The sequence below is a fragment of the Klebsiella africana genome (genome assembly GCF_020526085.1).
Classification (GTDB): domain Bacteria; phylum Pseudomonadota; class Gammaproteobacteria; order Enterobacterales; family Enterobacteriaceae; genus Klebsiella; species Klebsiella africana.
Genome location: NZ_CP084874.1, coordinates 2,623,174 through 2,649,181 on the forward strand (window position 1 = coordinate 2,623,174; position 26,008 = coordinate 2,649,181).

27 protein-coding genes are annotated in these 26,008 nt (G+C 60.6%); 15 read left to right on the forward strand and 12 right to left on the reverse strand.

Annotation, left to right across the window (positions count from 1 at the left end; all coding sequences use genetic code 11):
* Nucleotides 1-187: 187 nt before the first annotated feature.
* Complete coding sequence (locus tag LGL98_RS12815) at nt 188-475, reverse strand: YmdA family protein (RefSeq protein ID WP_136034217.1); 288 nt, start codon at nt 473-475, stop codon at nt 188-190.
* A 445-nt stretch (nt 476-920) separates the two neighbouring features.
* Here LGL98_RS12815 and LGL98_RS12820 point away from each other — a divergent pair, with 445 nt between their 5' ends.
* The 5 genes from LGL98_RS12820 to LGL98_RS12840 all read left to right on the forward strand — a co-directional run bounded on the left by LGL98_RS12820 (nt 921) and on the right by LGL98_RS12840 (nt 7,200).
* Entirely contained in the window at nt 921-1,484 is a 564-nt protein-coding gene (locus tag LGL98_RS12820) for a fimbrial protein (RefSeq protein ID WP_136034215.1), read from the forward strand.
* Between the two features lie 77 nt (nt 1,485-1,561).
* Nucleotides 1,562-2,257: a fimbrial biogenesis chaperone gene (locus LGL98_RS12825; protein ID WP_136034213.1), complete on the forward strand. Its 696-nt coding sequence runs from the start codon at nt 1,562-1,564 to the stop codon at nt 2,255-2,257.
* Nucleotides 2,258-2,272: 15 nt separating this feature from the next.
* A complete protein-coding gene (locus LGL98_RS12830) occupies nt 2,273-4,774 on the forward strand; it encodes a fimbria/pilus outer membrane usher protein (RefSeq protein ID WP_136034212.1) in 2,502 nt (833 codons plus the stop codon).
* Entirely contained in the window at nt 4,762-5,766 is a 1,005-nt protein-coding gene (locus LGL98_RS12835; protein WP_136034210.1) for a fimbrial protein, read from the forward strand. The genes LGL98_RS12830 and LGL98_RS12835 overlap by 13 nt, the downstream gene beginning before the upstream one ends.
* 141 nt (nt 5,767-5,907) lie before the next feature.
* Nucleotides 5,908-7,200 (forward strand): glycoside hydrolase family 10-like protein, encoded by a 1,293-nt coding sequence (locus tag LGL98_RS12840; RefSeq protein WP_136034206.1) that lies wholly within the window; start codon nt 5,908-5,910, stop codon nt 7,198-7,200.
* A 16-nt stretch (nt 7,201-7,216) separates the two neighbouring features.
* Here LGL98_RS12840 and LGL98_RS12845 read toward each other — a convergent pair whose 3' ends face one another.
* From LGL98_RS12845 to LGL98_RS12865, 5 genes are all read right to left on the reverse strand, one after another.
* Nucleotides 7,217-8,539, reverse strand: coding sequence for a type II toxin-antitoxin system HipA family toxin (locus tag LGL98_RS12845; protein WP_136034204.1), 1,323 nt, complete (start codon nt 8,537-8,539; stop codon nt 7,217-7,219).
* Nucleotides 8,539-8,805: a type II toxin-antitoxin system antitoxin HipB gene (gene hipB, locus LGL98_RS12850; protein ID WP_136034491.1), complete on the reverse strand. Its 267-nt coding sequence runs from the start codon at nt 8,803-8,805 to the stop codon at nt 8,539-8,541. The genes LGL98_RS12845 and hipB overlap by 1 nt, the downstream gene beginning before the upstream one ends.
* 265 nt (nt 8,806-9,070) lie before the next feature.
* Complete coding sequence (uraH, locus tag LGL98_RS12855) at nt 9,071-9,397, reverse strand: hydroxyisourate hydrolase (protein ID WP_136034202.1); 327 nt, start codon at nt 9,395-9,397, stop codon at nt 9,071-9,073.
* Nucleotides 9,394-9,894 (reverse strand): 2-oxo-4-hydroxy-4-carboxy-5-ureidoimidazoline decarboxylase, encoded by a 501-nt coding sequence (gene uraD / locus LGL98_RS12860; RefSeq protein ID WP_136034200.1) that lies wholly within the window; start codon nt 9,892-9,894, stop codon nt 9,394-9,396. Before uraD ends, uraH begins: the two co-directional genes overlap by 4 nt.
* Complete coding sequence (locus LGL98_RS12865; protein WP_136034198.1) at nt 9,872-11,251, reverse strand: nucleobase:cation symporter-2 family protein; 1,380 nt, start codon at nt 11,249-11,251, stop codon at nt 9,872-9,874. The genes uraD and LGL98_RS12865 overlap by 23 nt, the downstream gene beginning before the upstream one ends.
* A gap of 345 nt (nt 11,252-11,596) precedes the next feature.
* Here LGL98_RS12865 and hpxO point away from each other — a divergent pair, with 345 nt between their 5' ends.
* On the forward strand, nt 11,597-12,751 hold the full coding sequence (gene hpxO / locus LGL98_RS12870; RefSeq protein WP_136034196.1) for an FAD-dependent urate hydroxylase HpxO: 1,155 nt from the start codon (nt 11,597-11,599) through the stop codon (nt 12,749-12,751).
* On the opposite strand, the gene hpxR is transcribed toward hpxO, so the two are convergent.
* Complete coding sequence (gene hpxR, locus LGL98_RS12875; protein WP_136034194.1) at nt 12,732-13,655, reverse strand: LysR family hpxDE operon transcriptional regulator HpxR; 924 nt, start codon at nt 13,653-13,655, stop codon at nt 12,732-12,734. The genes hpxO and hpxR overlap by 20 nt on opposite strands.
* Nucleotides 13,656-13,780: 125 nt before the next feature.
* Here hpxR and hpxD point away from each other — a divergent pair, with 125 nt between their 5' ends.
* On the forward strand, nt 13,781-14,818 hold the full coding sequence (hpxD, locus tag LGL98_RS12880; RefSeq protein WP_032103218.1) for a molybdenum cofactor-independent xanthine hydroxylase subunit HpxD: 1,038 nt from the start codon (nt 13,781-13,783) through the stop codon (nt 14,816-14,818).
* An 11-nt stretch (nt 14,819-14,829) separates the two neighbouring features.
* Nucleotides 14,830-15,804, forward strand: a complete 975-nt coding sequence (gene hpxE / locus LGL98_RS12885; protein ID WP_168435404.1) for a molybdenum cofactor-independent xanthine hydroxylase subunit HpxE — start codon at nt 14,830-14,832, stop codon at nt 15,802-15,804.
* Here the strand turns inward: hpxE and LGL98_RS12890 are convergent.
* Nucleotides 15,781-17,019, reverse strand: a complete 1,239-nt coding sequence (locus LGL98_RS12890) for an MFS transporter (protein ID WP_136034189.1) — start codon at nt 17,017-17,019, stop codon at nt 15,781-15,783. The genes hpxE and LGL98_RS12890 overlap by 24 nt on opposite strands.
* Before the next feature lie 105 nt (nt 17,020-17,124).
* Between LGL98_RS12890 and LGL98_RS12895 the strand changes: the two genes are divergently transcribed.
* Nucleotides 17,125-18,069, forward strand: coding sequence for an AraC family transcriptional regulator (locus LGL98_RS12895; RefSeq protein ID WP_136034187.1), 945 nt, complete (start codon nt 17,125-17,127; stop codon nt 18,067-18,069).
* Nucleotides 18,070-18,078: 9 nt separating this feature from the next.
* On the opposite strand, the gene LGL98_RS12900 is transcribed toward LGL98_RS12895, so the two are convergent.
* The 3 genes from LGL98_RS12900 to LGL98_RS12910 form a co-directional block, all read right to left on the reverse strand.
* Complete coding sequence (locus LGL98_RS12900; protein ID WP_136034185.1) at nt 18,079-18,834, reverse strand: VOC family protein; 756 nt, start codon at nt 18,832-18,834, stop codon at nt 18,079-18,081.
* Nucleotides 18,835-19,011: 177 nt separating this feature from the next.
* Nucleotides 19,012-19,323: a cupin domain-containing protein gene (locus tag LGL98_RS12905; RefSeq protein WP_004205936.1), complete on the reverse strand. Its 312-nt coding sequence runs from the start codon at nt 19,321-19,323 to the stop codon at nt 19,012-19,014.
* Nucleotides 19,324-19,344: 21 nt separating this feature from the next.
* A complete protein-coding gene (locus tag LGL98_RS12910) occupies nt 19,345-19,608 on the reverse strand; it encodes a VF530 family protein (RefSeq protein WP_002904643.1) in 264 nt (87 codons plus the stop codon).
* 283 nt (nt 19,609-19,891) lie between these two features.
* Between LGL98_RS12910 and LGL98_RS12915 the strand changes: the two genes are divergently transcribed.
* The 4 genes from LGL98_RS12915 to LGL98_RS12930 are packed head-to-tail and all read left to right on the forward strand — an operon-like array spanning nt 19,892 to nt 23,194.
* A complete protein-coding gene (locus tag LGL98_RS12915) occupies nt 19,892-20,920 on the forward strand; it encodes an isopenicillin N synthase family dioxygenase (RefSeq protein WP_049014130.1) in 1,029 nt (342 codons plus the stop codon).
* A gap of 23 nt (nt 20,921-20,943) precedes the next feature.
* A complete protein-coding gene (locus LGL98_RS12920) occupies nt 20,944-21,750 on the forward strand; it encodes a MetQ/NlpA family ABC transporter substrate-binding protein (RefSeq protein WP_002904638.1) in 807 nt (268 codons plus the stop codon).
* Nucleotides 21,747-22,538, forward strand: coding sequence for a methionine ABC transporter ATP-binding protein (locus LGL98_RS12925; RefSeq protein ID WP_136034183.1), 792 nt, complete (start codon nt 21,747-21,749; stop codon nt 22,536-22,538). The genes LGL98_RS12920 and LGL98_RS12925 overlap by 4 nt, the downstream gene beginning before the upstream one ends.
* The gene (locus tag LGL98_RS12930; protein ID WP_168435414.1) at nt 22,535-23,194 is read left to right on the forward strand and encodes a methionine ABC transporter permease; all 660 of its coding nucleotides are present in this window, start codon (nt 22,535-22,537) and stop codon (nt 23,192-23,194) included. Before LGL98_RS12925 ends, LGL98_RS12930 begins: the two co-directional genes overlap by 4 nt.
* A gap of 10 nt (nt 23,195-23,204) precedes the next feature.
* Here LGL98_RS12930 and LGL98_RS12935 read toward each other — a convergent pair whose 3' ends face one another.
* Nucleotides 23,205-24,263: an NAD(P)H-dependent flavin oxidoreductase gene (locus LGL98_RS12935; protein WP_226651741.1), complete on the reverse strand. Its 1,059-nt coding sequence runs from the start codon at nt 24,261-24,263 to the stop codon at nt 23,205-23,207.
* Nucleotides 24,264-24,352: 89 nt separating this feature from the next.
* On the opposite strand from LGL98_RS12935, the gene LGL98_RS12940 reads away from it, so the two are divergent.
* Entirely contained in the window at nt 24,353-25,198 is an 846-nt protein-coding gene (locus LGL98_RS12940; protein ID WP_136034178.1) for a LysR family transcriptional regulator, read from the forward strand.
* Between the two features lie 344 nt (nt 25,199-25,542).
* Complete coding sequence (locus LGL98_RS12945; RefSeq protein ID WP_136034177.1) at nt 25,543-25,965, forward strand: VOC family protein; 423 nt, start codon at nt 25,543-25,545, stop codon at nt 25,963-25,965.
* Nucleotides 25,966-26,008: the final 43 nt, after the last annotated feature.

Sequence of the window (26,008 nt, forward strand, 5' to 3'; positions counted from 1 at the left end):
ATCCCGGTGATCCCCGGGAGCCAGACAACACCTGATTCTGCCGTCGGATGACGGCAATAATTGTTTTCATGAATGATTTTCTGCGCGCGCGTCTTCCTGCTGGTTACGGCTGATGCGCGCATAAACCACACAACGGTTTATCCTTTACCTTCTGCATCCGCTTATCCTTCATTGCCTTTATCCCGCCTCAGCGATAGCGAATAATGACATCCGCTTCACTATGCTGTGCATTTCGCCAGTGAATACTGACCTCGCCGCGATTATCCGGCATGGCATAACGAGGGGGGGAGTCGGTCAAGGCAACCTGTTCAGGTGAACGGTGCTGGCACGAAACATCGATACGATCGCGCTGCGGCGCGATCAAACAGGCCGGATTGATGACACGTCCCGAAAAATGAACCTGACCGGAGAGTGCCGCAGACGACGCCAGCGGCGCCAGACATAGACATAACAGAGCGAGACGGAGCGGAGACATAGCAATCTTCCTTGATAACGGGTGACACTGCGCGGCACAGCATCGTTACTGTGCCCTACAACCTGCGGCTTCCTGCCGTCGTTCCACGCTACTGCAAAATAGCGGCAGCGTAAATAATTATTCCGGGCTGTCCGTTCAACTGCCGGGAATAACAGCAACTTTTCACCCAAAATATGCCGGAATAGTTATTTACTGGAAATAATGCATTATATGTATGGAACCATTTTTAATATCAAATGAGATTATACTTACACTAAAAAATAAATAATGTTACAGCTTAACACATCTTATCATTGGGCCTTTACGATGTTCTCCGTATAATCCCGCCCCCGACGGCAGTATACATTAGCGATGCTTACCGTTCTTTTGTGAACAGAAATAAAAAACATGCTTTAAAAATGTTAAACGCTTTTATTAACTTGTGATTATTTAATAAGGTTTGAGTATGAAAGAAAAAGGCACCCTGCTGGTTGTTGGTTCACTGCTGGCCTTAAGTCTGGCTACTGTGACCACCGCCCGCGCAGCGGGAACACTGAATTTCACCGGTAAAATTATTAACGAGTCCTGCCAGATCGCTAACAATGGTGGCGATGTGAATGTCGATTTTGGCAACGTCGATATGTCGGCGCTGAAATCACATGAAGCGAAAACCGCAGAAACACCGTTTACCATTAACCTGACCGGCTGTCCGCTGGCACAGAACATCAGTATCAGCCTGGAAGGTACCCCGGACACCAACGCTAACGGTACCAGCGCCGCCGTGCTGGCGCTCTCCGATGCCGCGGATACCGCCAAAGGCGTGGGCATTGAAGTCTTCTCTTCCCCTGACGGCTCAACGGAAGGCACTCAGTTAACCTTTGACAAGCAGCGCAAAACGGCGGTTTCGCAAGCCGACGAAAACGGTGATATTGCATTTAACTTTATTGCCGATCTGAAAAGCGATTCCTCACAGGATGTGACTGCCGGCAATATTAATGCCACAGCCAATATTGATATTGTTTATGAATAGAATGTTCTGATTTCCGTCGTTATCAAGGGCAGATCCCCCTGCCCTTATTTTCATTCCTCGTGACCGGATCCTCAATTATGCAGTGTTATAAAGTGGCTTTTATCCTGAGCCTTCTCTTTTGCCCGTTCCTGGCGTCTGCCGCCGGGGTTGCCATTGCCGGCACACGTGTTATTTATAATGAACAAAGTCATGAGGCCGACATCACGGTTAAAAACACCAATCCTCACGATCCGGTGCTTATTCAGAGCTGGGTGGACGATCTGGCTGATAATAATAAATCACCCTTTATCGTCACCCCGCCATTGTTCCGTCTGGATGCCGGGGACAGCAACGATCTGCGCGTACTATTAACCTCGCCGCAGCTGCCCCATGACCGGGAGAGTTTGTTCACCCTGAACATCAAAGAGATCCCTGCCAATACCGCACCGGCTGGCGAGAACATTCTGCAATTTGCCATTAAGAATCAACTTAAGTTAATTTATCGCCCGGCAGGGCTCCCCGGCTCGGCGCTCGACGCGGCGCAGCACCTGCGCTGGCACGTCAGTGGCAACCACCTGCAGGCGGAAAACGCCTCTCCCTATTATGTGACTATCACCACGCTCACCTGCGCGGGCCAGAACCAGAAAACGCCGCTTGAGCACAGCGTAATTGCGCCTCACAGCCGTGAAGAGTATGCACTCCCCGGCGAGGCCTGCGCCCGCGAGGTGAGCTGGCGCATTCTGGATGACTTTGGCGCTGTGCAGACGTTTAGCGCCTCCGTTTCGGCGCACTAAGCGTCTGATGTCGCGATGCGCCACGGCCCGGTTCATACCGTTACCGTCGTTAGCCTCTCCATCCTGCTGGGCGGACAGAGCGCGCCCTTGCACGCCCAGGCGACCTTTAATATGGATCTGCTGGAAAAAAACGACCATTTGCCTGCCGTGGATCTGCAACGCTTCAATCAGCAAACGAGTCAGCCACCTGGCGACTATCCGGTGAACTGGCGGGTCAACGGCGTCACGCTGGACACCCGTAAGATCATCACATTTCGCCAGAACGATCGTGGGCAGTTGACGCCCTGCCTTAAGCCGGCAGATCTGGTGCAGGCGGGGGTGAATCCGGCCGTGCTGGCACAGGCGCCCGGCGCAACGCCCCGCTCATGCCTCGAACTCACCACGCTGCTGCCGGGCAGTACGGTTAATTTCGATTTTGCCCATCAACGGCTGTTAATGACCATTCCCCAGGCGCTGATGACGCACCAGGCGAGGGATAATGTTCCTTCTGCGCTGTGGGATGAAGGTATCAGCGCCTTTCAGAGCAATTACCGCTATTCAGGCGCCAGCCAGCGCACCCTCGAGGGCAACACCGAGCGCGATAACTATCTGATGTTGAAAAGTGGCGTGAACGCCGGCGCCTGGCGCCTGCGCGCCAGCAACAGCCTGACCGCCAACAGCGACGATAAGCCCCACTGGACCACCAGCGGCGCCTGGCTTGAGCGCGATCTGACGCGCTGGCGGAGTGAACTGACGCTCGGGGATACCTTCACGTCGGGCGATGTGTTCGACGCGGTCCAGTTTCAGGGAATTGCCCTCGCCTCCAGTGATGCGATGCTCCCGGACTCGCAGAAAGGTTTTGCCCCGACCATCCGCGGGATAGCCAGAACCAACGCCCAGGTCACGGTTCGGCAAAATGGCTACGTGCTGTATCAAACCTACGTCACCCCCGGGGCGTTCGTGATTGACGATCTTTATCCCACCGCCAGCAGCGGCAATCTTGAGGTTGCCGTCAAAGAGTCGGATGGCGAAATCCGCCGTTTCACCCAGCCGTATGCTTCGGTGACCAGCATGCAACGCGAAGGCAACCTGAAATACAACCTGGTCGCCGGGCGCTATCATAGCGACGATGCCAGCCAGCAGCCGTTGATGATGCAGCTGTCGCTGATGCGCGGGTTCGCCCACAACCTGACGCTGTTTGGCGGACTGCAGAGCGCGGCGCAATACCATAACCTCTCGCTCGGCGCGGGACAGGGGCTGGGAGAAGCCGGGGCGCTCTCGCTGCAGCTGTTAAACGCCCGCGACCGGCACCTGCAAGATCGGATCGATGGCCGGGCCTGGCAGCTCCAGTACAGCAAAGGTTTTGACCGTCTTGGCACACAGTTCACCTTCACCGGCTGGCGTTATTCGCATCAGCGCTATGCCACGCTGAGCGAGGCGTATTCCAGCCCGGATCCCGACGCCGACTCGCAGGATAACGACAACAAAAAAGCAACCCTGCAAATCACCGCCAGCCAGAGCTTGCCGTACGATATCACCCTCTATCTGAGCCTCGACCAGGACAGCTACTGGTCAGGGGGCGCCACACAGCGTACCGCCAATATGGGGATCAGCAGCCAGTTTCACGGTATCGCGTGGTCGCTCAGCTACAGCGATTCTCACAGTAGCGACAGTAACGAGGATGACGACGAGCCACAGTCCGATAAAATAGTGACATTGTCACTTTCTGTGCCGTTGAGCCATCTGCTGCCAGGCAGCTATGCCGGCTATACCCTAACCTCCTCCCGCCACAGTGCCGACAGTCAGATGGTCAGTCTCAACGGCACCGTGCTGGATAATCATGCGCTTAGCTACGCCGTCAGCCAAACGCTTGACCAGCAAAACGGACACAGCGGCAGCCTGACGGCCGGCTACAGCAGTGGAATGGGCGACCTGAATATCGGCTACAGCCGCGACTCGCAGGCCACTCGCCTGAACTACGGCGCCAGCGGGGGTATCCTGATTCACCGCCACGGGGTGGTCTTTACGCCGGAAATGAATGGTTCGGTTGTACTGATTGACGCCGGTGGTGCCAGCGGTGTGACCCTCGCCAACCAGAAAACCATCACCACCAATGGAGACGGGTACGCCGTGTTGCCCTTCGCCACCGCCTATCACCGCAACGACGTCTCCCTCGACAGCCACTCGCTGCCGGAGAATGTGGATCTGGCCAACAGCACCGTGACGCTGGTGCCTACCAAAGACGCGGTGGTGCTGGCACGCTTTCACACCCACGTTGGTTATAAAGCGCTGTTTACACTGCAGTCGCAGGGACAACCGCTGCCCTTTGGCAGCGAAGTGCGCGCCAAAGACACCAGCAGCATCGTTGCCAGCGAGGGTCAGGTGTACCTCGCCGGCCTGGCGCCGAAAGGCACCCTGTATGCGCAATGGGGGCCAGGCCCTCAGCAGCACTGTACTGCCCGCTACGATCTCACCCCGACGCTGGCGCAGACACCCCATCCACTCATTTTACAGCAGACGTTAACATGTCATTTTTAACTCTCCTGCGTCGGGCCGCTCTGACGCTGTTACTCGCCCTGTTACCGGCCGTCAGCGGATGGGCCTGCACGCCAGTGTTTGTCCGCGGCCAGGCCTCCACCCTTCGGCTGAACGTGGGGCAGCTCACGGTTCCGGCTGATGCCAGACCGGGCACCCCGCTGTATCACAAAAGTTTCGCCTGGAACCGCCTTAGCGACGGCGGCGAACAGTGGATCCGCTGCGCGGACGACCCGCATGGGCTGTCGCCGCTGCTGCTGGATAGTCTGCTGTCCGGCGGGGCGACGCGACCGACGGTTTATCAAACCAACCTCGCCGGCATTGGCGTTCGCGTATCGCTGCGCGCTATCGGCGGCTATGGCGGCTTTCCTGACCGGCCGACGCCCTCGCCGTTTAGCCAACGGGTGAACAATCCCGCTACCTTGCCTGATGCAGTGTGGAAACTGGGCTATTTCCGCTTGACGATTGAGCTCATTAAAACCGGCCCCGCGGCGACACCGGGCGAGCTTGAGTATCACAGCGAGCGCTTTTTAATGGCGGATCATACCTCGCTGGCCGCGTTAGACTTAACCGGCAGGGTCAACACCGCAGGGTGTTCAGTGAATGACGCCACGCCCGCGCTGATTAAGCTCCCTGCGGCGATGCTTGACCACTTCGGCGGCGTCGGCAAAACCACCGGCGACACGCCTTTCGCGCTGCAACTGGATTGCAACAGCGCGGTCACGGTTTCTCTGCGTGTTGACGGCGCGGAGCCCCTTACCACCCGGGGGCATGGCGTTCTGCGCAATGACGCCACCGACGATCGGGCGCAGGGTATTGGCGTGCAGTTGCTTTACCATCGTCAGCCGGTCGCACTAAATCATGAGATGACGCTGGGCAGCGCGAGCGCGGGCCGGTTTACCCTGCCGCTCACTGCCCGCTACTACCAGACTCGTTCCCGGATCACCGCCGGCCAGGTGTCGGCCGTCGCGACCTATACCTTGCATTATGACTAGGCGATGGCGAACCGACGGACGAAGAGGACGAAGGAATTGCTCTGACCGGCGAATCGTAAGAGAATAGCTCTTACACGCGACGATCTGAGTACACGGGAGTTCATCATCAGCCATTCTCGTCGATTCCCCTTAGCCAGCAAAGTGGCGCTGGCCGGTGCGGCGCTCATCGCCGCTGGCATGCTGTTTAGCTGCACCAGTAAAGCCCCTAAATCCCTTGTCACGCCGCCGAACACTGCTGCCGTCAAAGCCGGTCAGACGCACCGGGAGCCTGTGCGCGGCGTGTGGCTCACCACCGTTTCGCGCCTTGACTGGCCGCCGGTCGGGTCGATTATCGCCAGTACGCCGGAAAGCCGCATCACCCAGCAAAAGCTGGCGCTGATCGCCAAACTCGATAACCTGCAGCGTCTGGGGATCAACACCGTCTTTTTCCAGGTGAAACCGGACGGTACCGCGCTCTGGCGGTCGGACATCCTGCCGTGGTCAGATATGCTGACCGGCAAAATCGGCGAATACCCCGGCTACGATCCGCTGCAGTTTATGCTGGATGAAGCGCACAAACGCGGTATGAAGGTTCACGCATGGTTTAACCCCTATCGTGTCTCGGTCAACACCAAACCGTCGACCGTTGCCGAGCTGAATAACACCCTCACGCAGGTGCCGGCCAGCGTGTTCGTCCTGCACCGTAACTGGATCCGCACCGCCAGCGATCGCTTTGTTCTCGACCCGGGCATTCCCGAAGTGCGTGACTGGATCACCAGCATCGTCGCTGAAGTGGTGCAGAACTACCCGATTGACGGCGTGCAGTTCGATGACTATTTCTACACCGAAACCGCCGCTTCCCCGCTTAACGACAATGAAACCTTCCGCCGTTACGGGCAGGGTTACGCTTCGAAGGGCGACTGGCGCCGGCATAACACCCAGCAGCTCATAGCCCAGGTCTCCACCACCATCAAAAAGCTCAATCCGAACGTCGAGTTTGGCGTGAGCCCGGCTGGGGTGTGGCGCAACCGCTCGCACGATCCGGCGGGGTCCGATACCCGGGGCGCCGCCGCCTATGATGAGTCCTATGCCGATACCCGCAGCTGGGTGCAGCAGGGACTGCTCGACTACATCGCCCCGCAGATCTACTGGCCGTTTGCCCGCGATGCCGCGCGCTACGATGTGCTGGCCAACTGGTGGGCCGAGGTGGTTAAGCCGACGCATACCCGGCTGTATATCGGCGTGGCGCTGTACAAAGTGGGTGAGCCGTCCAAAAATGAGCCTGACTGGACGGTGGATGGCGGCGTGCCGGAGCTGAAAAAGCAGCTCGACCTTAATGAAACCCTGCCGCAGATCCATGGCACGATCCTGTTCCGCGAAAATAACCTCAATCAGCCGCAAACCCGACAGGCGGTCAACTATCTGCGCAGCCGCTGGGGGCAACCGCAGAGCTAACCACCAGCCGGCTTCGCTATAACGCCTGCAGCCCTTGCTGCAGGCGGGCGTGCAGCTTCAGCACATTCTCTGTAATGGCCTGCCAGACGTGGGTGGAAAAGTCCGCCGGCAGCGTCCGGCGAGCGCTTTCAATAGTCTGCGGCACGCGCTCAGCAAACTCCTGGAGGATGGCCAGCATCTGCTCCCGAGGAAAATTCACCGCTTTGGCGGTCGCCATAAAATGACGCGGATAGATGGCGTTAATCTCTGTTTTCCGCCCTTTTGTGGCATTGAGCCCCATCGACAGCTTCAGATCGCGCAGATGCAGTCCCGTGCCGCCCAGCACCGGAAACGCCGAAATAATGTCGTAGAACGGTGTTAAGCGGTAGCTGCCGCCGGGCAACAGGTAAATTGAGAAGTTTTTTGCGTGACCGTCCGTCGCCCCCGTCAGCCACTGGAAGACCATGAACTTCATAAAGTCATTGCGGTCTTTCAGGGCTTCACTGGAGCCCAGCAGAAAAGACATCATCGCGGCGATCCCCGGCCCGCCGTCAGATTCATATTTCATCGCTGAAGGAAGACCAAAGGCCTGACACAGATCCTCCTGCGGCAGACGCAGCAGCACCCGCCCCTCCTGCGCCCAGCGCCGGTCGAAGCGGGTCACCGCCAGCGCGCGGATCCGCGGGGTGGTGATGATCTCCGCCTCCGGCACCGCCAGGCCAAGTTCTCTGGCCAGCGTCAGGCACAGATACTCGTTATCCACGCTTTCACGCAGATCCAGCGTCGCATTCGGCTGCTTTATCTCGCCGATCGGCAGCTTAATGATATGCGTGGTCGGCGTGGTGCCCTGCGGAATACACCAGTGATCGCCCATTCGCAGCAGCGCCGTTTTCTCCTGGGCGCCAGCCACCGAGATACGGAAATCATCCTGGCCGGTAATCATCCCGAGGGGAATATCCGACTGGTAGGCGGTCAGCAGAGAGGTGAGCTGCGCCTCGTCCAGCGTCTGCCAGCGCAACGCCTCCAGATGCGCCTCTTCCCCCGGCGGCAGGAGGGTTACCGCCCCTACGCTATCGCGCCCAACTTCGGCCAGTAGATCGAACGGCTGCTTTGAGCGCGCCTGATAGCGCCTGACGATCCGGTCGCGGACCTGCGGGCTGTCGGGCAGCAGGTTATCAAAATAGTGATACACCGCATCGGCAGTGATATTGCCATACTGCAGCGGCAGCGAGAGCGAGAGCGGTCTGGCGCGCGGGCTGCGCAGCCACTCTTCGTCATAGCGAAAACTGTGCGCCCCGTTAGCCTGGCGGGTTAAGGTTCCCACGCGCACATTGTTCATCCAGGTGGTAAGCGTCGCCATTACCAGTCAAGGTCCGTGTTGTTATCAGGAGCCGGGGCCGTCTCTGTGGCTTTGGCGTTCAGCGTCATCACCACCCCCAGCGACTGGAGGATCTTAAACAGCGTGGTTAAGGTGGTTTTGTCGGGGTGATTTTCAAAATTGGACAGCGTGGCCTGCTTAATGCCGATCCGCCTGGCCAGCGCATCCTGGGTCCAGTGATTCTGCTGGCGCAGCAGCTTCAGGTAGCTGGCCAGCTGCACGGGACTGTATATCTGCGGGGAATTCATCGCCTTGTTCCTCACCATCATTTATCCCCCTGTCGGGATAAACTTGGTTTTATACCCTGATGGGGATAATGTCAAGATTATCCCCTGGTGGGGATAGGAGAATAATTATCCTTGTGTGGGGATAAAACAGGAAGGATGGTGGCCGGAGACACCTGTACATGCCCGGTGGCGGCTGCGCCTTACCGGGCCTACGAGCTGTCTCTGCCTGCTCCGTAACGATCCAGGCCGGGCAAGCGCAGCGCCGCCCGGCAACGGGCAGCCGGATTTAGCTGCCGCGGTAGGTCGACCACCCGCCCGGGGCGATGAGAAACGGCAGATGGAAATGGTCATCTGCCGCCTCGCCGATAACAAAATCAATCTGCGCCCGGGTAAAGACGCTCTCGCGCCCGGCGTGGGCAAACCACGCCCCGGTTTCCGCCGTTAAGCAATAGCGCCCCGCCGGCAGCGGCGCGGCGCTAAAGGTGGCGATACGCCCCTGGGCGTTGGTCACCAGGGTCACCAGCGTCTCGCCCTCTCGACTCAGGCTGACCGTCACGCCTTCCGCCGGCGTGCCGGTGGAAATATCCAGAATATGGGTGCTCAGGGTACTCATTCGCCAATCACTCCTTCCAGTCTTAACATCGTAATTTCCCGCAGCTGAACAAGCGTCTCAGCCACTTCTTCATCGGCGGTATGCTGCAGCCGACGCGTCAGCGCCTGCAAAATCGCTTCGCCGCTGCGCCCTTTGGCACGGATTAAAAACACCCGGCCAAAACGGGCCTCGTAGCGGGCATTGCCCTCCCGCAGGGCCTGCGCGAGCCGCTCATTCTCGCTGTCCACCGCCGACTGTTCCTGGCGCGACAGCGCCGCATGCGCCTGGTCGCCGGTCGGCTTTTCACCGATCCGCGGATGGGCGCTGAGCGCTGCGTTCAGCTCATCCTCTCTCCAGTTATCCATCGCCTCACGGGCGGCCTGCAGCAGCGAGTGACGGCTGGCGAAAGGTCGCAAGCTCACCAGCGTCTCGCCCCAGGCCGGGATCGCCACGCAGGGGGCCAGCAGCCCCACTGCCTCATTTTTACTCAGGCTGTTAAACTGACTCAGCGCGATCATCCTGACTCCTTATCGTTTTCGTCGCCGCCTGCTCCTGCGGCAGAATAAGGTTCAGCGCTATCGCTACCAGCCCACCGCTGGTGGCTGCTGAACCGAACAGATCGCCGACCATCGGCGGAAAATGGCTTAGAAACGCCGGCACTGACTCCACGCCAAGGCCAGCGCCAAACGCCAGACCCACAATCAGCACATCGCGACGAGTCAGCGGAGTCTGGGTAATAATTCGGATCCCGGCCGCCACCACGCAGCCAAACATCACCATCGTGGCGCCCCCCAGCACCGGCGCCGGGATCTGCCGCAGCAGTTCGCCTACCGGGGGAAACAGTCCAAGCAGGATCAGAATCACGCCAATGTAGCGCCCGACATAGCGACTGGCCACCCCGGTCATCTGGATCACGCCGTTGTTCTGCGCGAAGGTGGTGTTCGGAAAAGCACAGAGCATGGCCGCCACCATACAGCTGACGCCGTCCGCCAGGATACCGCCCTTCAGCCGGTTACGAAAAGCGCGATCGTCAATAGACTGTTGCGAAATCAGCGAGTTGGCCGTCAGATCCCCTACCGCCTCCAGAATACAGACCAGCGACACCAGGGCGACCGGCAGAAATATCGCGCTGTTAAACTGAAAGCCGAACGGAAACAGCGTCGGCAGGCGAAACAGAGTGTCGCCAAGGCTGTGAAGATGGAACTGACCGCTCAGCCCTGCCGCCACACAGCCCACGGCAATGCCCACCACCACCGAGGAGAGCCGCAGCCAGCGGTTTTTGGCGCAGCTCAGCAGGACGATAACCCCAAGAGTACCCGCCCCGAGCGCGATGTTGCTCATGCTGGCGAAATCCTCTGCCTTTTCCCCACCGCACCAGTTGATGACGCTGACCTTGATCAGACTGATGCCGATCAGCGCAATCACGCTGCCGGTAATGATGGGAGTAAAGATTTTCTTCAGCGGTTCGATAAAGCGGCTGACAATCACCGGCACCAGAGCGGCGACAAAGTTAACGCCAAACAGCATCGCCATCATATCCTGCGGCCCGCCGCCCTGCGCTTTTACCCACATCCCTCCGGCCACCGTCACGCCGAGGAAGGCGAAGCTGGTGCCCTGCATGCAGATCATCCCGGCGCCAACGCCCCATACCCGATTGGACTGCAGAAAGGTGCCAATGCCCGAGGCCAGCAACGACATACTGATAAGATACGGCAGCCAGTCGCCAAGCCCGAGGGTAGCGCCGATGATCAGCGGCGGCGTGATGATCCCCACCAGGCCCGCCAGCACATGCTGGAGGGCGCTGAAAAAGGCCGGAAGCGGTGGGATCCGCTGTTCAAGGCCGTAAAGCAGGCCGCTGTGATGTTCGTCAGACATGGTGTTATCCCGTAGCAAAGAGAAGTGCATGGGCTAGTGCACAAAGCAGGCCAGAGGCGACAAAAACGATCGGAAAATTTTATTAACCCTTCATAATCATTAACTTAAATCACTCTCTTTACCTATATCTTCCCGCCGCTGCTGAACCAGACCGTTGAAACAATAGATTCTTAACGCAACATTGAGAAACTTTTGATTCATAAAAAGGCAACCAATTCGTCACATTGCACCGATGCGGTGCGTCACGACCTCTCTCTGTGTCTAGAGCAGGCGGTTTTCCTCCCTCCGGCGAACTGGTACGCAAATTGCTGTAGTCAGTCACAACATCGGGAGAAGGAGAAAAAAATGAAAGCAATCGTGATTGGCGCCGGCATCGGCGGCTTAAGTGCGGCAGTGGCGCTCAAACAGTCGGGGATCGACTGCGATGTCTATGAAGCGGTGAAAGAGATCAAGCCGGTCGGCGCGGCGATTTCCGTGTGGCCCAACGGCGTGAAGTGCATGACCCACCTCGGCATGGGCGACATCATGGAGACCTTCGGCGGGCCGCTGCGTCGGATGGCGTATCGCGATTTCCGCAGCGGCGAGAACATGACCCAGTTCAGCCTCACGCCATTGATCGAACGCACCGGCAGCCGCCCCTGCCCGGTCTCCCGGGCAGAGCTGCAGCGAGAAATGCTGGATTACTGGGGACGGGACAGCGTGCAGTTCGGCAAACGCGTCACCCGCTGTGAAGAAGACGCCGACGGCGTGACGGTGTGGTTTACCGATGGCAGCCGCGCCAGCGGCGATCTACTGATTGCCGCCGACGGCAGCCATTCCGCACTGCGTCCGTGGGTGCTGGGCTTTACCCCGCAGCGCCGCTACGCCGGCTACGTCAACTGGAACGGTCTGGTGGAGATAGATGAAGCGCTGGCTCCCGGCGACCAGTGGACGACCTTTGTCGGCGAAGGCAAGCGTGTCTCGCTGATGCCGGTCTCCGCCGGCCGGTTCTATTTTTTCTTTGATGTGCCGCTGCCGGCGGGTCTGGCGGAGGATCGCGACACTCTGCGCGCCGACCTCAGCCGCTATTTTGCCGGCTGGGCGCCGCCGGTGCAGCAGCTTATCGCCACCCTCGACCCGCAGACCACCAACCGTATTGAAATTCACGATATCGAACCGTTCAGCCGCCTGGTGCGCGGCCGCGTCGCGCTGCTCGGCGACGCCGGACACAGCACCACCCCGGATATTGGCCAGGGGGGCTGCGCGGCGATGGAAGATGCGGTGGTGCTGGGCGCCGTTTTCCGCCAGACCCACGATATTGCGGCCGCCCTGCGCGAGTACGAGACCCAGCGCTGCGACCGGGTTCGTGACCTGGTGCTGAAGGCGCGCAAGCGCTGCGATATCACCCACGGGAAGGATATGCAGCTCACCGAAGCCTGGTACCAGGAGCTGCGCGAGGAGACCGGGGAGCGCATTATCAACGGCATGTGCGACACCATCCTCAGCGGGCCGCTGGGCTGACCGTCGCCATGGATTCAATCACCGCACTCAGCGTCTGAATGGCCATTTGCGCGGGCCGCGAAAGCTGACGCGAGGGCGCAGTACACAGCGCCAGGGTCAGCGGTCGCAGCAGCGTACTGCGCAGCGGGATAAAGGCCAGCTGTCCGCGCTGGACCTCGTCCAGCACGTCGAGCAGACTGAGGAGCGTCACGCCGCTGCCGCGCAGCACCAGCGACTTGATGAGCCGGATATCATTGCAGCTGATGGTATTCTCCGGCGCAAAGTCATGGTGGCGATAGAGGAGCGCCACCCGCTCATGGACGATCAGCGGCGCGCCGGGCACGATATGCCGCTCGAGGCTGAGCTCGCCCAACGACAGCGCTTTCGCCCCCGCCAGGGGATGGTCCGGACGCATTACAATCCCCACCTCCAGTTCGGCGAAGGCCAACACGCTGAGTCCGGCCTGGCCCTGCGGATCGAGGATCAGGCCGACGTCCAGGTCCGCCTGACGCACTTTCTGGCTGACGGTGTGGCTGTCGGCCACCTGCAGATCCAGCTCCAGCCACGGCCAGCTGGTGATGATCTCCGCCAGCGCGGCGGCGAAGCCCCCTTCCGCCAGCGCCTGCACCATGCCAACGCTGACGCTTCCGCGCTTCATCCCCTGCAGCTCATCAAATTTCTGCCGGGTCTGGCGAAACTCCTTTTGCCAGCGCAGCAGATTGTCATACAGCAGTTCACCGGCGGTGGTCATCCGCAGTCCCTCCGGCAGACGCTCGAACAACGGGGTGCCGAAGGCCTCCTCGGCCTGCAGGATCTGACGGTTAATTGCCGAGGCGGAGATATGCAGCTGCTCGGCGGCCCGGCGCAAGCTGCCGCAGCGGGCTACGGCGATAAAATAGTGCGCGAAACGGGAAAATGGACTCATGGCACCCCTGTACTCTTTTTTGCAACAGCAGAGTGAATTAATGGTGATGGATGTGAACACCCTAATATGACAACAATAATCTCACAACAATAAAACAATCACCGATGTGAGCAGGAAGAGAAATCATGAAGACAACCACCCCCACGCCCCCCGCCCATTGCACCTTTGACCCGGAAGACTGGCTGCGGCTGGCCCGCTGCTGGCACCCGGTGGCCCGCGCCTGCGATATTGCCGGCGCCCCGGTGAAAGCTACCCTGCTGGACGAGCAGCTGGTTATCTATCGTATTAAAGGCCAGGTGGTAGTCGCCCGCGACGTCTGCCCGCACCGCGGGGTGCCGCTGACCCTGGGGTTTCATGAAGAGGAAGGCATCGTCTGCCCCTATCATGGCCTGCGCTTTGGCGAGGATGGCCGCTGCAACCGCATCCCCTCCAGTCCGGGGCAACCCATTCCGGCCAAACTGCATCTCACCAGCTTCGCCGTGGAGGAGCGCTACGGGCTGATCTGGACCTGCCTGGCCTGCGATCCGGACAATCCGCCGCCGTTACCGACCATGCCGCACTGGGACGACGCCGGCTTTCAGCAAATCAACTGCCCGGCCTTCGAGGTAAAGGGCTTTGCCGGCCGCCAGGTCGAAGGCTTTCTCGATGTCGCCCACTTCGCATGGATCCACACCGATACGTTTGCCGACCCGGACAACCAGCAGGTGCCGGACTACACCCCGCAGGAGACGCCGTTCGGCTTTGTTGCCGACTACTGGAGCTCGGTGGGCAATTACCCGGCCAGCTCCGATTTCCGCGCGCCGGATGGGTTCCAGTGGCTGCGTCACTTTGAAATGCATCTGCCGTTCACCGCCACGCTGACCATCCATTTCCCTGCCGATGCGAAGCTGGTGATCATGAACGCCGCCTCGCCGGTGTCGTCCCGGGTGACGCGGATGTTTGCCCCTATTGCCCGCAATTTCGACCTGCACGTGCCGGTGGAAGACGTACATGCGTTCAACCTGCGGGTGTTTGAAGAGGACCGCCTGATGGTCGAGACCCAGCGTCCGGAGCGGCTGCCGCTGGATCTGACCCTGGAGGCGCATATTCCGGCAGACCGCAGCTCCATCGCCTACCGGCGCGGGCTGAAGAAGATGGGTTTTGGCGATTTCTTTCTGGTATGAGTGGAGGTCATATGCGCGACATATTCCCCGTAGTGGTCGATGGCCTGTGGCGCCAGGGCGCGAAAAACCTGGCCGTTCGTCTGGTGAGCGCCGAGGGGCAACCGCTGCCGGCGTGGACACCCGGCGCCCATATCGATCTCCATCTTCCCTGCGGGCTGATCCGTCAGTACTCCCTGACCGGCAGCCCGGCCGAACGGGATCGCTATCTGCTCTGCATCGCCCGCGAGTCGCAGTCTCGCGGTGGCTCCCGTTATATTCACGACACCCTGCGCCCTGGACAACCGCTGATGATCTCTGCCCCGCGCAACCACTTTCCGCTGCACGAGGGCGGCCATGTGGTGCTTCTCGCCGCCGGGATCGGCATTACGCCGCTGCTGGCGATGGCCCACGCCCGGGCGGCGTCCGGCGCCAGCTTTACGCTGCACTATTACGTTAGCCGTGCGCAGGAGGCCGCCTTCGCCACCGAGATCGCCCGCCAGCTAACCGGTGGAATCTGCCAGATCCACTGCTCAGACGAGGGGCAGAGTCCGCGCCAGCGGCTGGCGCAGGATCTGGGGGCGCCGGACGCCGACACCCGGGTCTACTTCTGCGGTCCGGCCGGATTTATGGCCCGGGTACGCGATACCGCGCGGGCGGCCGGATGGGGAGAGGAACAATTGCACAGCGAAGCGTTCCAGCTGACCGCCCCAACGGTAGCCTCGGCGGCGGACGGTACCTTCACCATCACCCTCGCCTCAACCGGGGAGCGCTGGCCGGTGCCAGGGGACAAAACCATCGCCCAGGTGCTACAGGAGCATGGCGTCGATGTGCCGCTCTCCTGTGAGATGGGGATCTGCGGCGCCTGCCTGACGCCGGTGCGCGAGGGAACCGTCGACCACCGGGATACCGTGCAGTCGGCGGCGGAAAAACAGGCCGCGGAGCAGCATATTGCGCTGTGCTGCTCCCGCAGCCTGTCGGCCAATTTAGTTATCGATCTCGCGGGATAATCGGCCCGTCACCGGCTGGTCAGCGCTGGCGACCGGTTTCACCCGCACGGCGGTGAAGACAATCACCATCGCGCTCAATAGCAGCAGACCGCTGCCGGTGAAGACGCCGCTGGCGCCGTGCAAATCAAACACCGCCCCGCCGCCGGCAGCCCCGGCGCTGATGGCCAGCTGAATAGAGGCGACCAGCAGACCCCCCGCGCTTTCTGCTTCATCCGGCACGGTGGTAGCCAGCCAGGTGGACCAGGCCACCGGCACCAGACCGAAGGCAAATCCCCACAGGGCGACCAGCAGCCCGTCCAGCACGGTCAGATGGCCGAACGTCACCATCAGCAGCGCCAGAACGCTCATCATCAACGGCACCAGCGCCAGGGTCAGACGCAGGCTACGGCTCAGCAGATAGCTCGCCACCGAGGTGCCGATAAAGTTAGCGATACCGAAGCCGAGCAATATCAGCGAAACCCCTTCGACACTGGCCTGCGCCACGGTCTCAAGGAACGGCCGCAGGTAGGTAAAGAAGGCGAAATGGCCGCTAAAAATGAGGATTGTCGCCAGCATGCCGCCCAGCATACCGGGACGGCGCAGCACCCTGAACAGCGTGGAGAAGGTCCCGACGCTCTCCGGGCGCATGGAGGGCAGCACCCACAGCTGCCAGAGCAGCGCCAGCAGGCTGGGTATCGCACAGAGAATAAACACGTTGCGCCAGCCGATCAGCTCCCCGAGGTAGCTGCCGAGCGGCGCGGCCACCACCGTGGCGACAGACACCGCGGAAAAGATGATCGCCAGCGCCTTCGGCACATGGGCCGCCGGCACCAGACGCATCGCCGTGGCAGTGGACATCGCCCAGAAGCCGCCGATGGCGACCCCCAGCAGCAGACGGCCCAGCAGGAGAAACGCCAGCGAACCGGCAAAAGCGACCATCAGGCTGGAGACTATCTGCAGCACGGAAAAGAACATCAGCACCCAGCGGCGATCGATATTGCGGGTGGCGGTGGCGATCAGCAGGCCGGTGACTAACGCCACCAGCGCCGTCGCGGTGACCGCCTGCCCGGCCATCCCTTCGCTGACGCCGAGGCTGCTGGCCATCGGCGTTAACAGGCTGGCGGGCAGAAACTCGGCCACGATCAGGCCGAACACCCCGAGGGCCAGGGCATAGACGGCGCGCCAGGCCGGTTTGGCGGGAGACAGGCTCGCGTCAGCAGCTATGCAGGAACTCATATACATCTCTCCAGTTTTATTAACATCCCGGTCATCTTAGGGACTTACCTTTGGACGATATATGATGCATACTCTCCAGTTATTGATTATTCGTCCGGAATTGCTATGAGCCAGCCGACCATCGACCTGACAAGCGAACTGTTACGCGGGATGCGCCTCTCCGGCGTTAACTACCGACGCATCGAAACCGCCCGCCCGTTCGGCGTCGGCTTTAGCGCCGTGGCGGGTAAAGCCCAGTTCCATTTCATCAGCCGCGGGCCGGTGCTGCTGCGCATGGCCAGCGGAGAACAGTTCACCCTCGAGAGCGGCGATGCGCTGTTTATTCCCAACGGCGACGGGCACGCCTTGCTCTCAGATCCGCAGGCCACGGTGGTCAATGTGGCGCAGCTGCCCAGCGAAACGGTGTGCAGCACGGTAAGCTGTATCAACGCCGGCGGCCGCCCGGACTGCCCGGAGCGCGCCGTCATTTTCAGCGGTTGTATGGATTTTGAGCTCGGCGGTATGCAGCCGCTGGTGAAGGCCATGCCCGAGGTGATGCGGGTCAGCAGCCTGCTTAACACCTGGCCGGAGATCCAGCCGTTGCTCTCGGCGATGGAACGGGAATCCCTCACCCGTCAGGCAGGCTATGCCGGGATCCTCGCCCGGCTGGCAGACGTGGTGGCCGCGCTGATTGTCCGTGGCTGGGTCGCGTGCGGATGTGGCAACGCCACCGGTTGGGTACAGGTCCTGCGCGATCCCCGGCTGGCAAAAGCCATCTATGCCATGCATCAGCGCCCGGGGGTCAACTGGAAAGTGGAAGATCTGGCGCGGGAGGCGGGGCTGTCGCGCTCGCTGTTCGCCGAGCGTTTTCTCGCCGCCACCGGCACCACCCCCGCCCGCTATCTCACCGAGCTGCGCATGCGGCTGGCGGTGCAGTACATCACCCACGAAGGCCAGGCGCTGGAAAAAGTCGCCTTCAGCCTCGGGTATCAGTCGCTGGCGGCCTTCAGCCGGGCTTTCAAACGCATCACCGGCCAGCCGCCGGGGGCCCTGCGCGCCACGGCACGCTAAAGTCAACCTTTATGTAAAGCGATACACGCCGTTGCCGACACGAAAGCGCTGCCCCTTAAGCGCCGGGTTGGCGACGCGAAACACCAGCTCGGTCAACTGGTTGGCGGGTCCTTCACGGAAAGTAAACCACTGGCCGCCCACGTCCAGCCCCTGCTCACCCTGTGGCGGGAAGCCCAGCAGCGCCTGCCAGCGGTCGCGCACCGCCTGCGGATTGACCACCTCGAATACCGCCTGCTCAAGCACAATGTCGCCCAGCGGGTGCGGCACGTCCAGCGCCTGGGCGCGCAGCCGCGCCAGCCGGGTGGCATCGTCTTCTCCCCACTGCAGCACAAAGGGATAGACCAGCCCGTCAGTGTCGCCATCGATGGTGAAGATCCGCCAGCGGATGATATTGCCCTGCGGATCGTTGCGCTGGCCATCGACAATCGGTGACACTGTCACCCCTGTGCGACGCAACTGGTCGTGAGTGGCGTCGATGTCGTCGCTGCGCAGCGCCACCCGAAACAGCGCTTCGTTCTCCGGCAGCAACCGCTCGGCATCCCGCGAAAGCAGGAACCTGTCCGTCGCGGCGCGCAGTTCGTCCGGGTCAGAAATGGCGAGAAATTCGATATAGGTCAGGCCAAAATAGCTCAGCGCATTACGGGTTCCCCACCCCGGATGTCGCCCTCCGGCCACCGCCCGCAGCTGCTGGTCGGCAAAGATTTCAATCGCTGCTTCCGGCTGATTCACAAACTGTACTGCGTGGTCCCACTGCAAAGTGGCCATAATCTCTCCCGCGATTGTGCCTGGTCAGGCGCCTGCGATAAAAGATAGTGCTGGGATGAAGGGAATGGCAAACAAGAATTAAATATATCGAAAGCTGGATAAGTGATTTATATCAACGCGGTATGTTGAGTCTGACCGGTCATGAAAGGGCGGGCTAAGAATCGCCCGCCGGAGGGATCAGACTGACCCTTCTTTCTCGATCACCAGAATACGCGCCGCCCCCTGCGGATGAGCGACATGCTCGCATCCCACCTCGGCGTAAAAGATATCGCCGGCGTTCAGCATGATCACCTGCTCCTCGCCGTCGACCTTCACATGCATCGCCACCTGACCATCCATCACGGCAAACACCTCCTGACCGTCGTTGATGTGCCAGATATAGGGTTGGTCGGTCCAGTGCAGACGCACGGTGGTGCCGGAAAAATTGGCAATATCCAGCGCGCCCCACGCGCGGTCGGCGGTGAAATCTTTACTGCTCCAGCTCTGCATGATGGTGTCCTGTGGTAAGGGTTATTTTTTCTGCCAGTTTGCCCAGGGATCCGCTTTCTCCACCGGCGCGTCATCATCAAGGGAGGCGAGATACATAGCCTCCACCTCTTTGCGCGCCCACGGCGTCCGGCGGAGGAATTTCAGGCTGGACTTAATGCTGGGATCACTTTTAAAGCAGTTAATGTTGACCTGGCGGGCCATTTCCGCCCAACCATAGCGCGCCACCAGGGCATTGAGCAGCGCTTCCAGCGTCACGCCGTGCAGGGGATCTTTCGAGCTGTGCATTACGATACGTCCGTTCCGCATTTAAAAAGTGCGCCTACCTTACTGGCTCTAAACGACGGGCGCAACTGGCTTCATTACGCGCTTCGCGCCTATATCTATTTAACGCAAAAGCACTGAACCCCGCGCGGTCATAAATTAGAAAATAACGTTATTGGTTGCTTATTTGGCCTTGAGGCAAGCTGTGTTCAGCCCCGGACAGAGGAAATCACCATGCGCTGCTGTTGTGCCCGAACCCTGAACCTGAATCAACCCATAACTTATTACCCCGTTTTCGGAGAACACAATGAACGCGACCACCCTGCCGATTCTCGACCTGGCCCGCTACGCGGACCCCGCGGATAAAGCGGCCTTCCTGGCCGACCTGCGTCATGCCGCCCGCGACATCGGCTTCTTCTATTTGATCAACCACGGCGTCGACGACGCGCTTCAATATGAAGTTCAGCGCCAGTCCCAGCGCTTTTTTGCCCTCGATGAGGCGCAAAAACAGCAGGTGGCGATGATCCACTCCCCCCATTTTCGCGGCTATAACCGCGCGGCCTCAGAGCTGACGCGCGGCCAGCCTGACTGGCGAGAGCAGTTTGATATCGGCGCCGAACGTCCGGCGCTGACCCTCAGCGACGACGCCCCGCGCTGGCAGCGCCTGCAGGGTCCGAATCTGTGGCCTGCCGCCCTGCCGTCGCTTAAACCGGTATTACTTCACTGGCAACAGCAAATGACCCAGGTGGGCATCCGCCTGCTGCGCGCCTTTGCCGAAGCCCTGCAGCTCCCGGAGAATGCCTTTGACCGGCTCTATGGCGACAAACCCAACGAGCATATCAAACTGATCCGCTATCCCGGCCAGCAGGAAACCCAAAGCAGCCAGGGCGTCGGCGCCCATAAAGATTCGGGTTTTCTCAGCTTCCTGCTGCAGGACGAGCAGAAAGGACTGCAGGTAGAGGTCGCGCCAGGACAATGGATCGACGCCGTGCCGCTGGCCGGCAGCTTTGTGGTCAATATTGGCGAACTGCTGGAGCTGGCGACCAACGGGTATTTGCGCGCCACCGTCCATCGCGTGGTGTCGCCACCGGCGCAGCAGCAGCGCCTCTCCATCGCTTTCTTCCTCGGCGCCCAGCTTGACGCGGTGGTGCCGGTTTACACCCTGCCGCCCGAGCTGGCGCGTGAAGCGCGAGGTCCGGACAGCGACCCGCACAATCCGCTGCTGCGCGATGTCGGCTGGAATTATCTCAAGGGCCGTCTGCGTTCCCATCCGGACGTGGCGGAACGCTACTATCAGGACGTGTTTCGCGAACGCGCCGAGCAATTGATCGTTTAACCATAACTAAAAAGGAACACACCATGAAATATGCCGCTTTTAAACTGGCAGGGGTCGCACTGTCTCTTTCTCTGGCATGGACGTCTGCCCAGGCTGCCGCGCTGCGCGTTGCCGCGGACCCGGTTCCCCACGCGGAGATCCTCAACTACATCAAAAAAATCGATCCCAGCCTCGATCTGAAGGTGGTGGAACTGACCAGCGGGGTCAACGCCAATGAACTGCTGGCCAGTGGCGATGTGGATGCCAACTACTTCCAGCATGTGCCCTATCTGAAGGATCAGGAGAAAGCGCTGGGTAAAACCTTCGCCGTCGCGGCCACCGTGCATATTGAGCCGCTGGGGATCTATTCGCATAAACATAAAGATTTCTCATCACTGCCGGAAAACGCCACCGTGGCGGTGCCGAATAACACCACCAACCTGAGCCGGGCGCTGTTCCTGCTGCAGGCGCAGAAGCTTATTAAGCTGGACCCCAAATTTACCGACCCGGCCACCACCCTGGCGACGCCGAAGGATATTGTCGAGAACCCGAAACACCTGAAGATTCTGGAGATTGAATCACCGCAGATCCCGCGTTCCCTCGACGATGTCGACCTGGCGGTGATTAATGGTAACTACGCGCTGGAAGCCGGCCTGGTGCCAGCGAAAGACGCCCTGGGACTGGAAAGCGCCGAGCATAACCCGTACGCCAATATTCTGGTAACCACCCCAGCCCTGGCGAATGACCCGCGCATTAAGGCGCTGGCGAAAGATCTGACCTCGCCGCAGGTGGCGGAGTTTATCCGTAAAACCTACAACGGCTCGGTGATCCCGGTGGCCCCTCAGTCATGATAACCATCGAAGGGCTGAGCAAAACCTACGCCGGAACCGGCCGACCGGCGCTGAACGATATCGCGTTGCAGATACCGAAAGGGGCAATATACGGCATTCTCGGGCGCAGTGGCGCCGGCAAAAGTACGCTCATCCGCTGTCTCAATTTACTGGAGCGGCCCACCTCGGGCCGCATTCTGGTGAACGGACAGGATATTACCCAGTTGAACAAGGCGGCGCTGCGGGATTATCGCCTGCGCACCGGGATGATTTTCCAGCACTTCAATCTGCTGCATGCCCGCACCGTCGCCGACAACATCGCGGTGCCGCTGGAGATTGCCGGGGTGCCGAGGGCCGCTCGCGAGGCCCGGGTGCGCGAACTGCTGGAACTGGTGGATCTCAGCGAAAAGGCCGCCGCTTTCCCGTCGCAGCTTTCCGGCGGGCAAAAGCAGCGCGTCGGCATCGCCCGGGCGCTGGCCGCCCGGCCGGAGGTGCTGCTCTGCGATGAGGCGACCAGTGCGCTGGATCCCGAGACCACCTCCTCGGTGCTGGCCCTGCTGGCGGATATTAACCAGCGCCTTAATCTGACCATTGTGCTGATTACGCACCAGCTTGAGGTGGTGAAAACCATTTGTGACCACGCGGCGCTGCTGGAACAGGGCGAGATTGTCGAGAGCGGAAAACTCGCCGACCTGCTGGTGACCCCATGGTCGCGGCTGCGCCAGTCGCTGCTGCACGACCCGCAGGCTGAACAGGATTTTCTTACCCGTCACGGCGTTCAGGGGAGGCCATTATGCGGAGTAGCATGAGCTGGGAAGATTTGTGGCCGTTATTACTCGACGGCACGCTGGATACGCTTTATATGGTGGGCCTGGCGGCCCTGTTTACCGTGCCGATCGGGCTGCCCACCGGCGTGCTGTTGTTTATTTCCCGCGCCAACGGGCTGGCGCCAATGCCGAAACTGAACGCGCTGTTAGGCGCAGTGATCAACATCGGCAGGTCGCTGCCGTTTATCGTGCTGCTGATCGCCCTGATCCCCTTTACCCGCCTGATCGTCGGCACCACGCTGGGCAGCACCGCCGCCATCGTACCGGTGACCATCGGCGCCTTTCCGTTCTTTGCCCGTCTGACGGAAAACGCGCTCGACGAGGTGGACTACGGGAGAATCGAAGCCATTCTGTCGATGGGCGGCAACGTCTGGCACGTGATTTTTAAATCTCTGCTGCCGGAGGCCCTGCCAACGCTGCTGGCCGGGATCACGCTGACCATCGTGATGCTGATTGGTTTCTCCTCCATGGCCGGCGTGATCGGCGGCGGCGGACTCGGCGACCTCGCCATCCGCTACGGCTATCAGCGGTTTAATAATGAAGTGATGTTTGGCACGGTGCTGATCCTGGTGGCGATGGTCCAGGGCGTGCAAATGGCCGGCGATCGGCTGGTGCGCAGCCTCGCCCACCGTCGCTAAACGTCAGACATTAATTCCAGCCGCACTCTGCCGCCAGCTGACGAACCAGGCTGGCGGCGTCGCACTCGCGGATCAACCCCACCCCCTGCCCGGCCCAGTGGGCGCCATACTCATGGACGCCCTGGGCTTTCGCGGCGGCGGCCAGCGCTTTGCCGATATCATACGCCAGCGGATAATCCGGCACGGCGCTCGCCGGACAGGCTTCCCCCAGCGCACAGAAGGCATTCGCCAGACAGCGTGCCGGACGCCCGGATATCGCGGAGGTCAGCACCGTACGTCCATCGATGCTGTTGGCGATCGCCGCGCGATAACCGGCGTCGGCCGCCGATTCCGGACAGAGTAAAAATGCCGTGCCAAGCTGAACGCCCTGCGCACCTAACTGCATCATGCTGGTGATCCCCGCCCCGTCCATAATACCCCCGGCGGCCACCACCGGGATGGTCAGCCGTTGCCGCAGAAGTTGCACCAGGGTGAAGGTGCTCAGCTGCGCGTCAGGCTCCTGCGGGGCAAAGATCCCCCGGTGTCCGCCCGCCTCATAGCCCTGAGCGACCACCACGTCAATTCCCTCGCGCTCGATGACCAGCGCCTCCTGCAGCGAGGTTGCTGTCGCCAGGGTGACGATCCCCTGCTGTTGCAGGCGCTGGATCGTCTCGCGCGCAGGCAGGCCAAAATGAAAGCTCACCACCGCCGGCGACAGGTCGAGAAGCAGCTCCAGCATCGGCGTATGACCGATGAATGTCTGATAGATTTCTTTTAACGAATCCGGGGGCGTACTGCCATAGCGGGCAAAATGGGGGCGTAATGTTGTTGCCCAGTCGGCTTCCCGCCGGGCGTCGCGCCGGGGCGGCGCATGACAGAACAGATTGACATTGAACGGACGGTCCGTCAGCTGGCGGGTAGCCGCTATCATCGTTTCCGCCTGGGCAACGGTTGAAGCGCCTAGCCCCAGCGAGCCCAGCGCGCCGGCATTACTTACCGCGGCAGCCAGCGCGGGGGTGGAGACGCCCGCCATCGGGGCCTGAATCAGGGGATAATCAATATCAAGAAGCGAAAGCAGCGGGTTGCTCATGGTTTCCTCATGCATTAACGATGCCGGAGGCTTACCATCTCCTTTAAAGATGATAAGATCAACATCATTATCATATTGAGAAGAAAAATATGAACCACAGCACACTCGAGATCTTCATTCAGGTGGCAGAAACGCAGAGCGTCACCCAGGCAGCAAAACGGCTGGGCCGCGTACAGTCCAATATCACGACCCGCATTCAGCAGCTGGAAGAAGAGCTTGCCGTTGAGCTCTTCGTTCGCGGCAACAAAAAAATGGTGTTGTCCCCGGCAGGCGTGCAGTTTCTCAGCTATGCCCGGCGGATCCTGAGCCTGGCGGAAGAGGCAAAGCAGGCTCTGCATCCAACAACCCCAGGCGGCAGCCTGCGTCTGGGCGCGATGGAGGCGACCGCCGCCAGCCGGCTGCCGCCGCTGCTTACTCGCTTCCAACAGCAGTGCCCGCAGGTGGATATCACCCTCATCACCCAACCGACCCGCCAGTTAACCGAGGGGGTGTTAACCGCCGCCCTCGATGCCGCACTGGTCTGCCTGCCGCCTGGGGCCGATGGTCAACCGGCCTGTCCTGCCGAGCTGGCATTTATCCCGGTGTTTCATGAAACCCTGATGCTGGTCCGTCCGCAGACCCCGGGTCCGCTGCGGTTCGCGGCATTTGCCAATGGATGCAGCTACCGCGCGCTGGGAGAACGCTGGCTGGCGGAACAGCAGGCAGCCGTCGAGGTGCATGAGGTCAACTCCTATCACAGCATGCTCGCCTGCATGGCGTCCGGGCGCTACGCCGGCCTGCTGCCGCAGAGCGTGCTGTCGCTGATGACGCTTCCCGCAAACTGCCTTAGCGAACCGCTGTGCGAGGCGACCACCCAGCTCATCTGGCGCAGTGGCTTGAGCGCCCCCGCCCTGAGCGAGTGGCGCAAGCTGTTGCAAAGTGTGGCGAACGACTAAGCTGAAAAAGGAAACCGCGATGCACTGGCATGAGGCACACCAGAGCTCTTCCCGACAAACGCAGCGGCGTTTTGCCGCTACAGTATCAAACCGAGTGACAAAATCGCTTTTCGCCATGTCGCGCCATGACGTCGCTTTTTTGCCGGGTGGCGGCTGCGCCTGACCCGGCCTACAGAGCTGCGCTTTCAGGCTAATGGGATCCTGCGGTCCGTAGGCCCGCGCAAGCGCAGCGCCGCCGGGCGCCAGGTCGGCAGGTTGGCAGGTTGGCAGGTCGCGGCTATGATGCCGCTTTTTTGCCGGGTGGGGGCTGCGCCTGACCCGGCCTACGCCTTACAGGAGTCATTATGTCGTTCTGTCATCTGCGCATTGCCAGACCGGTCAGCGAACTGGGCACCACCGCCAGCATGTACTGCGCCGGGCTGGGACTCGAGCAGCTCGGTAGCTTTACCGATCATGAAGGATTCAGCGGGATAATGCTCGGCGCGCCCGACGCGGGCTGGCATCTGGAATTCACCCACTGCCGCCACCATCCCGTCACTCCCTCGCCAGGAGATGAAGATTTGCTGGTGCTGTATTACCCACAGCAGGCGGAATGGCAAGCACAGTGCGCCGCCATGGACGCCGCCGGGTTTCTGCGGGTCACGGCGTTTAACCCTTACTGGGAGATGAATGGCGTCACTTTCGTCGACCGCGACGGCTATCGCACCGTGTTGCAAAACCGCGCCTGGGGGATGGTGCGCGATTCGTCGCAGGTGGCGGCGAACTAACGATGATCGGGACGGGCATCATCCGCTGTAAAAGCAGTTATTT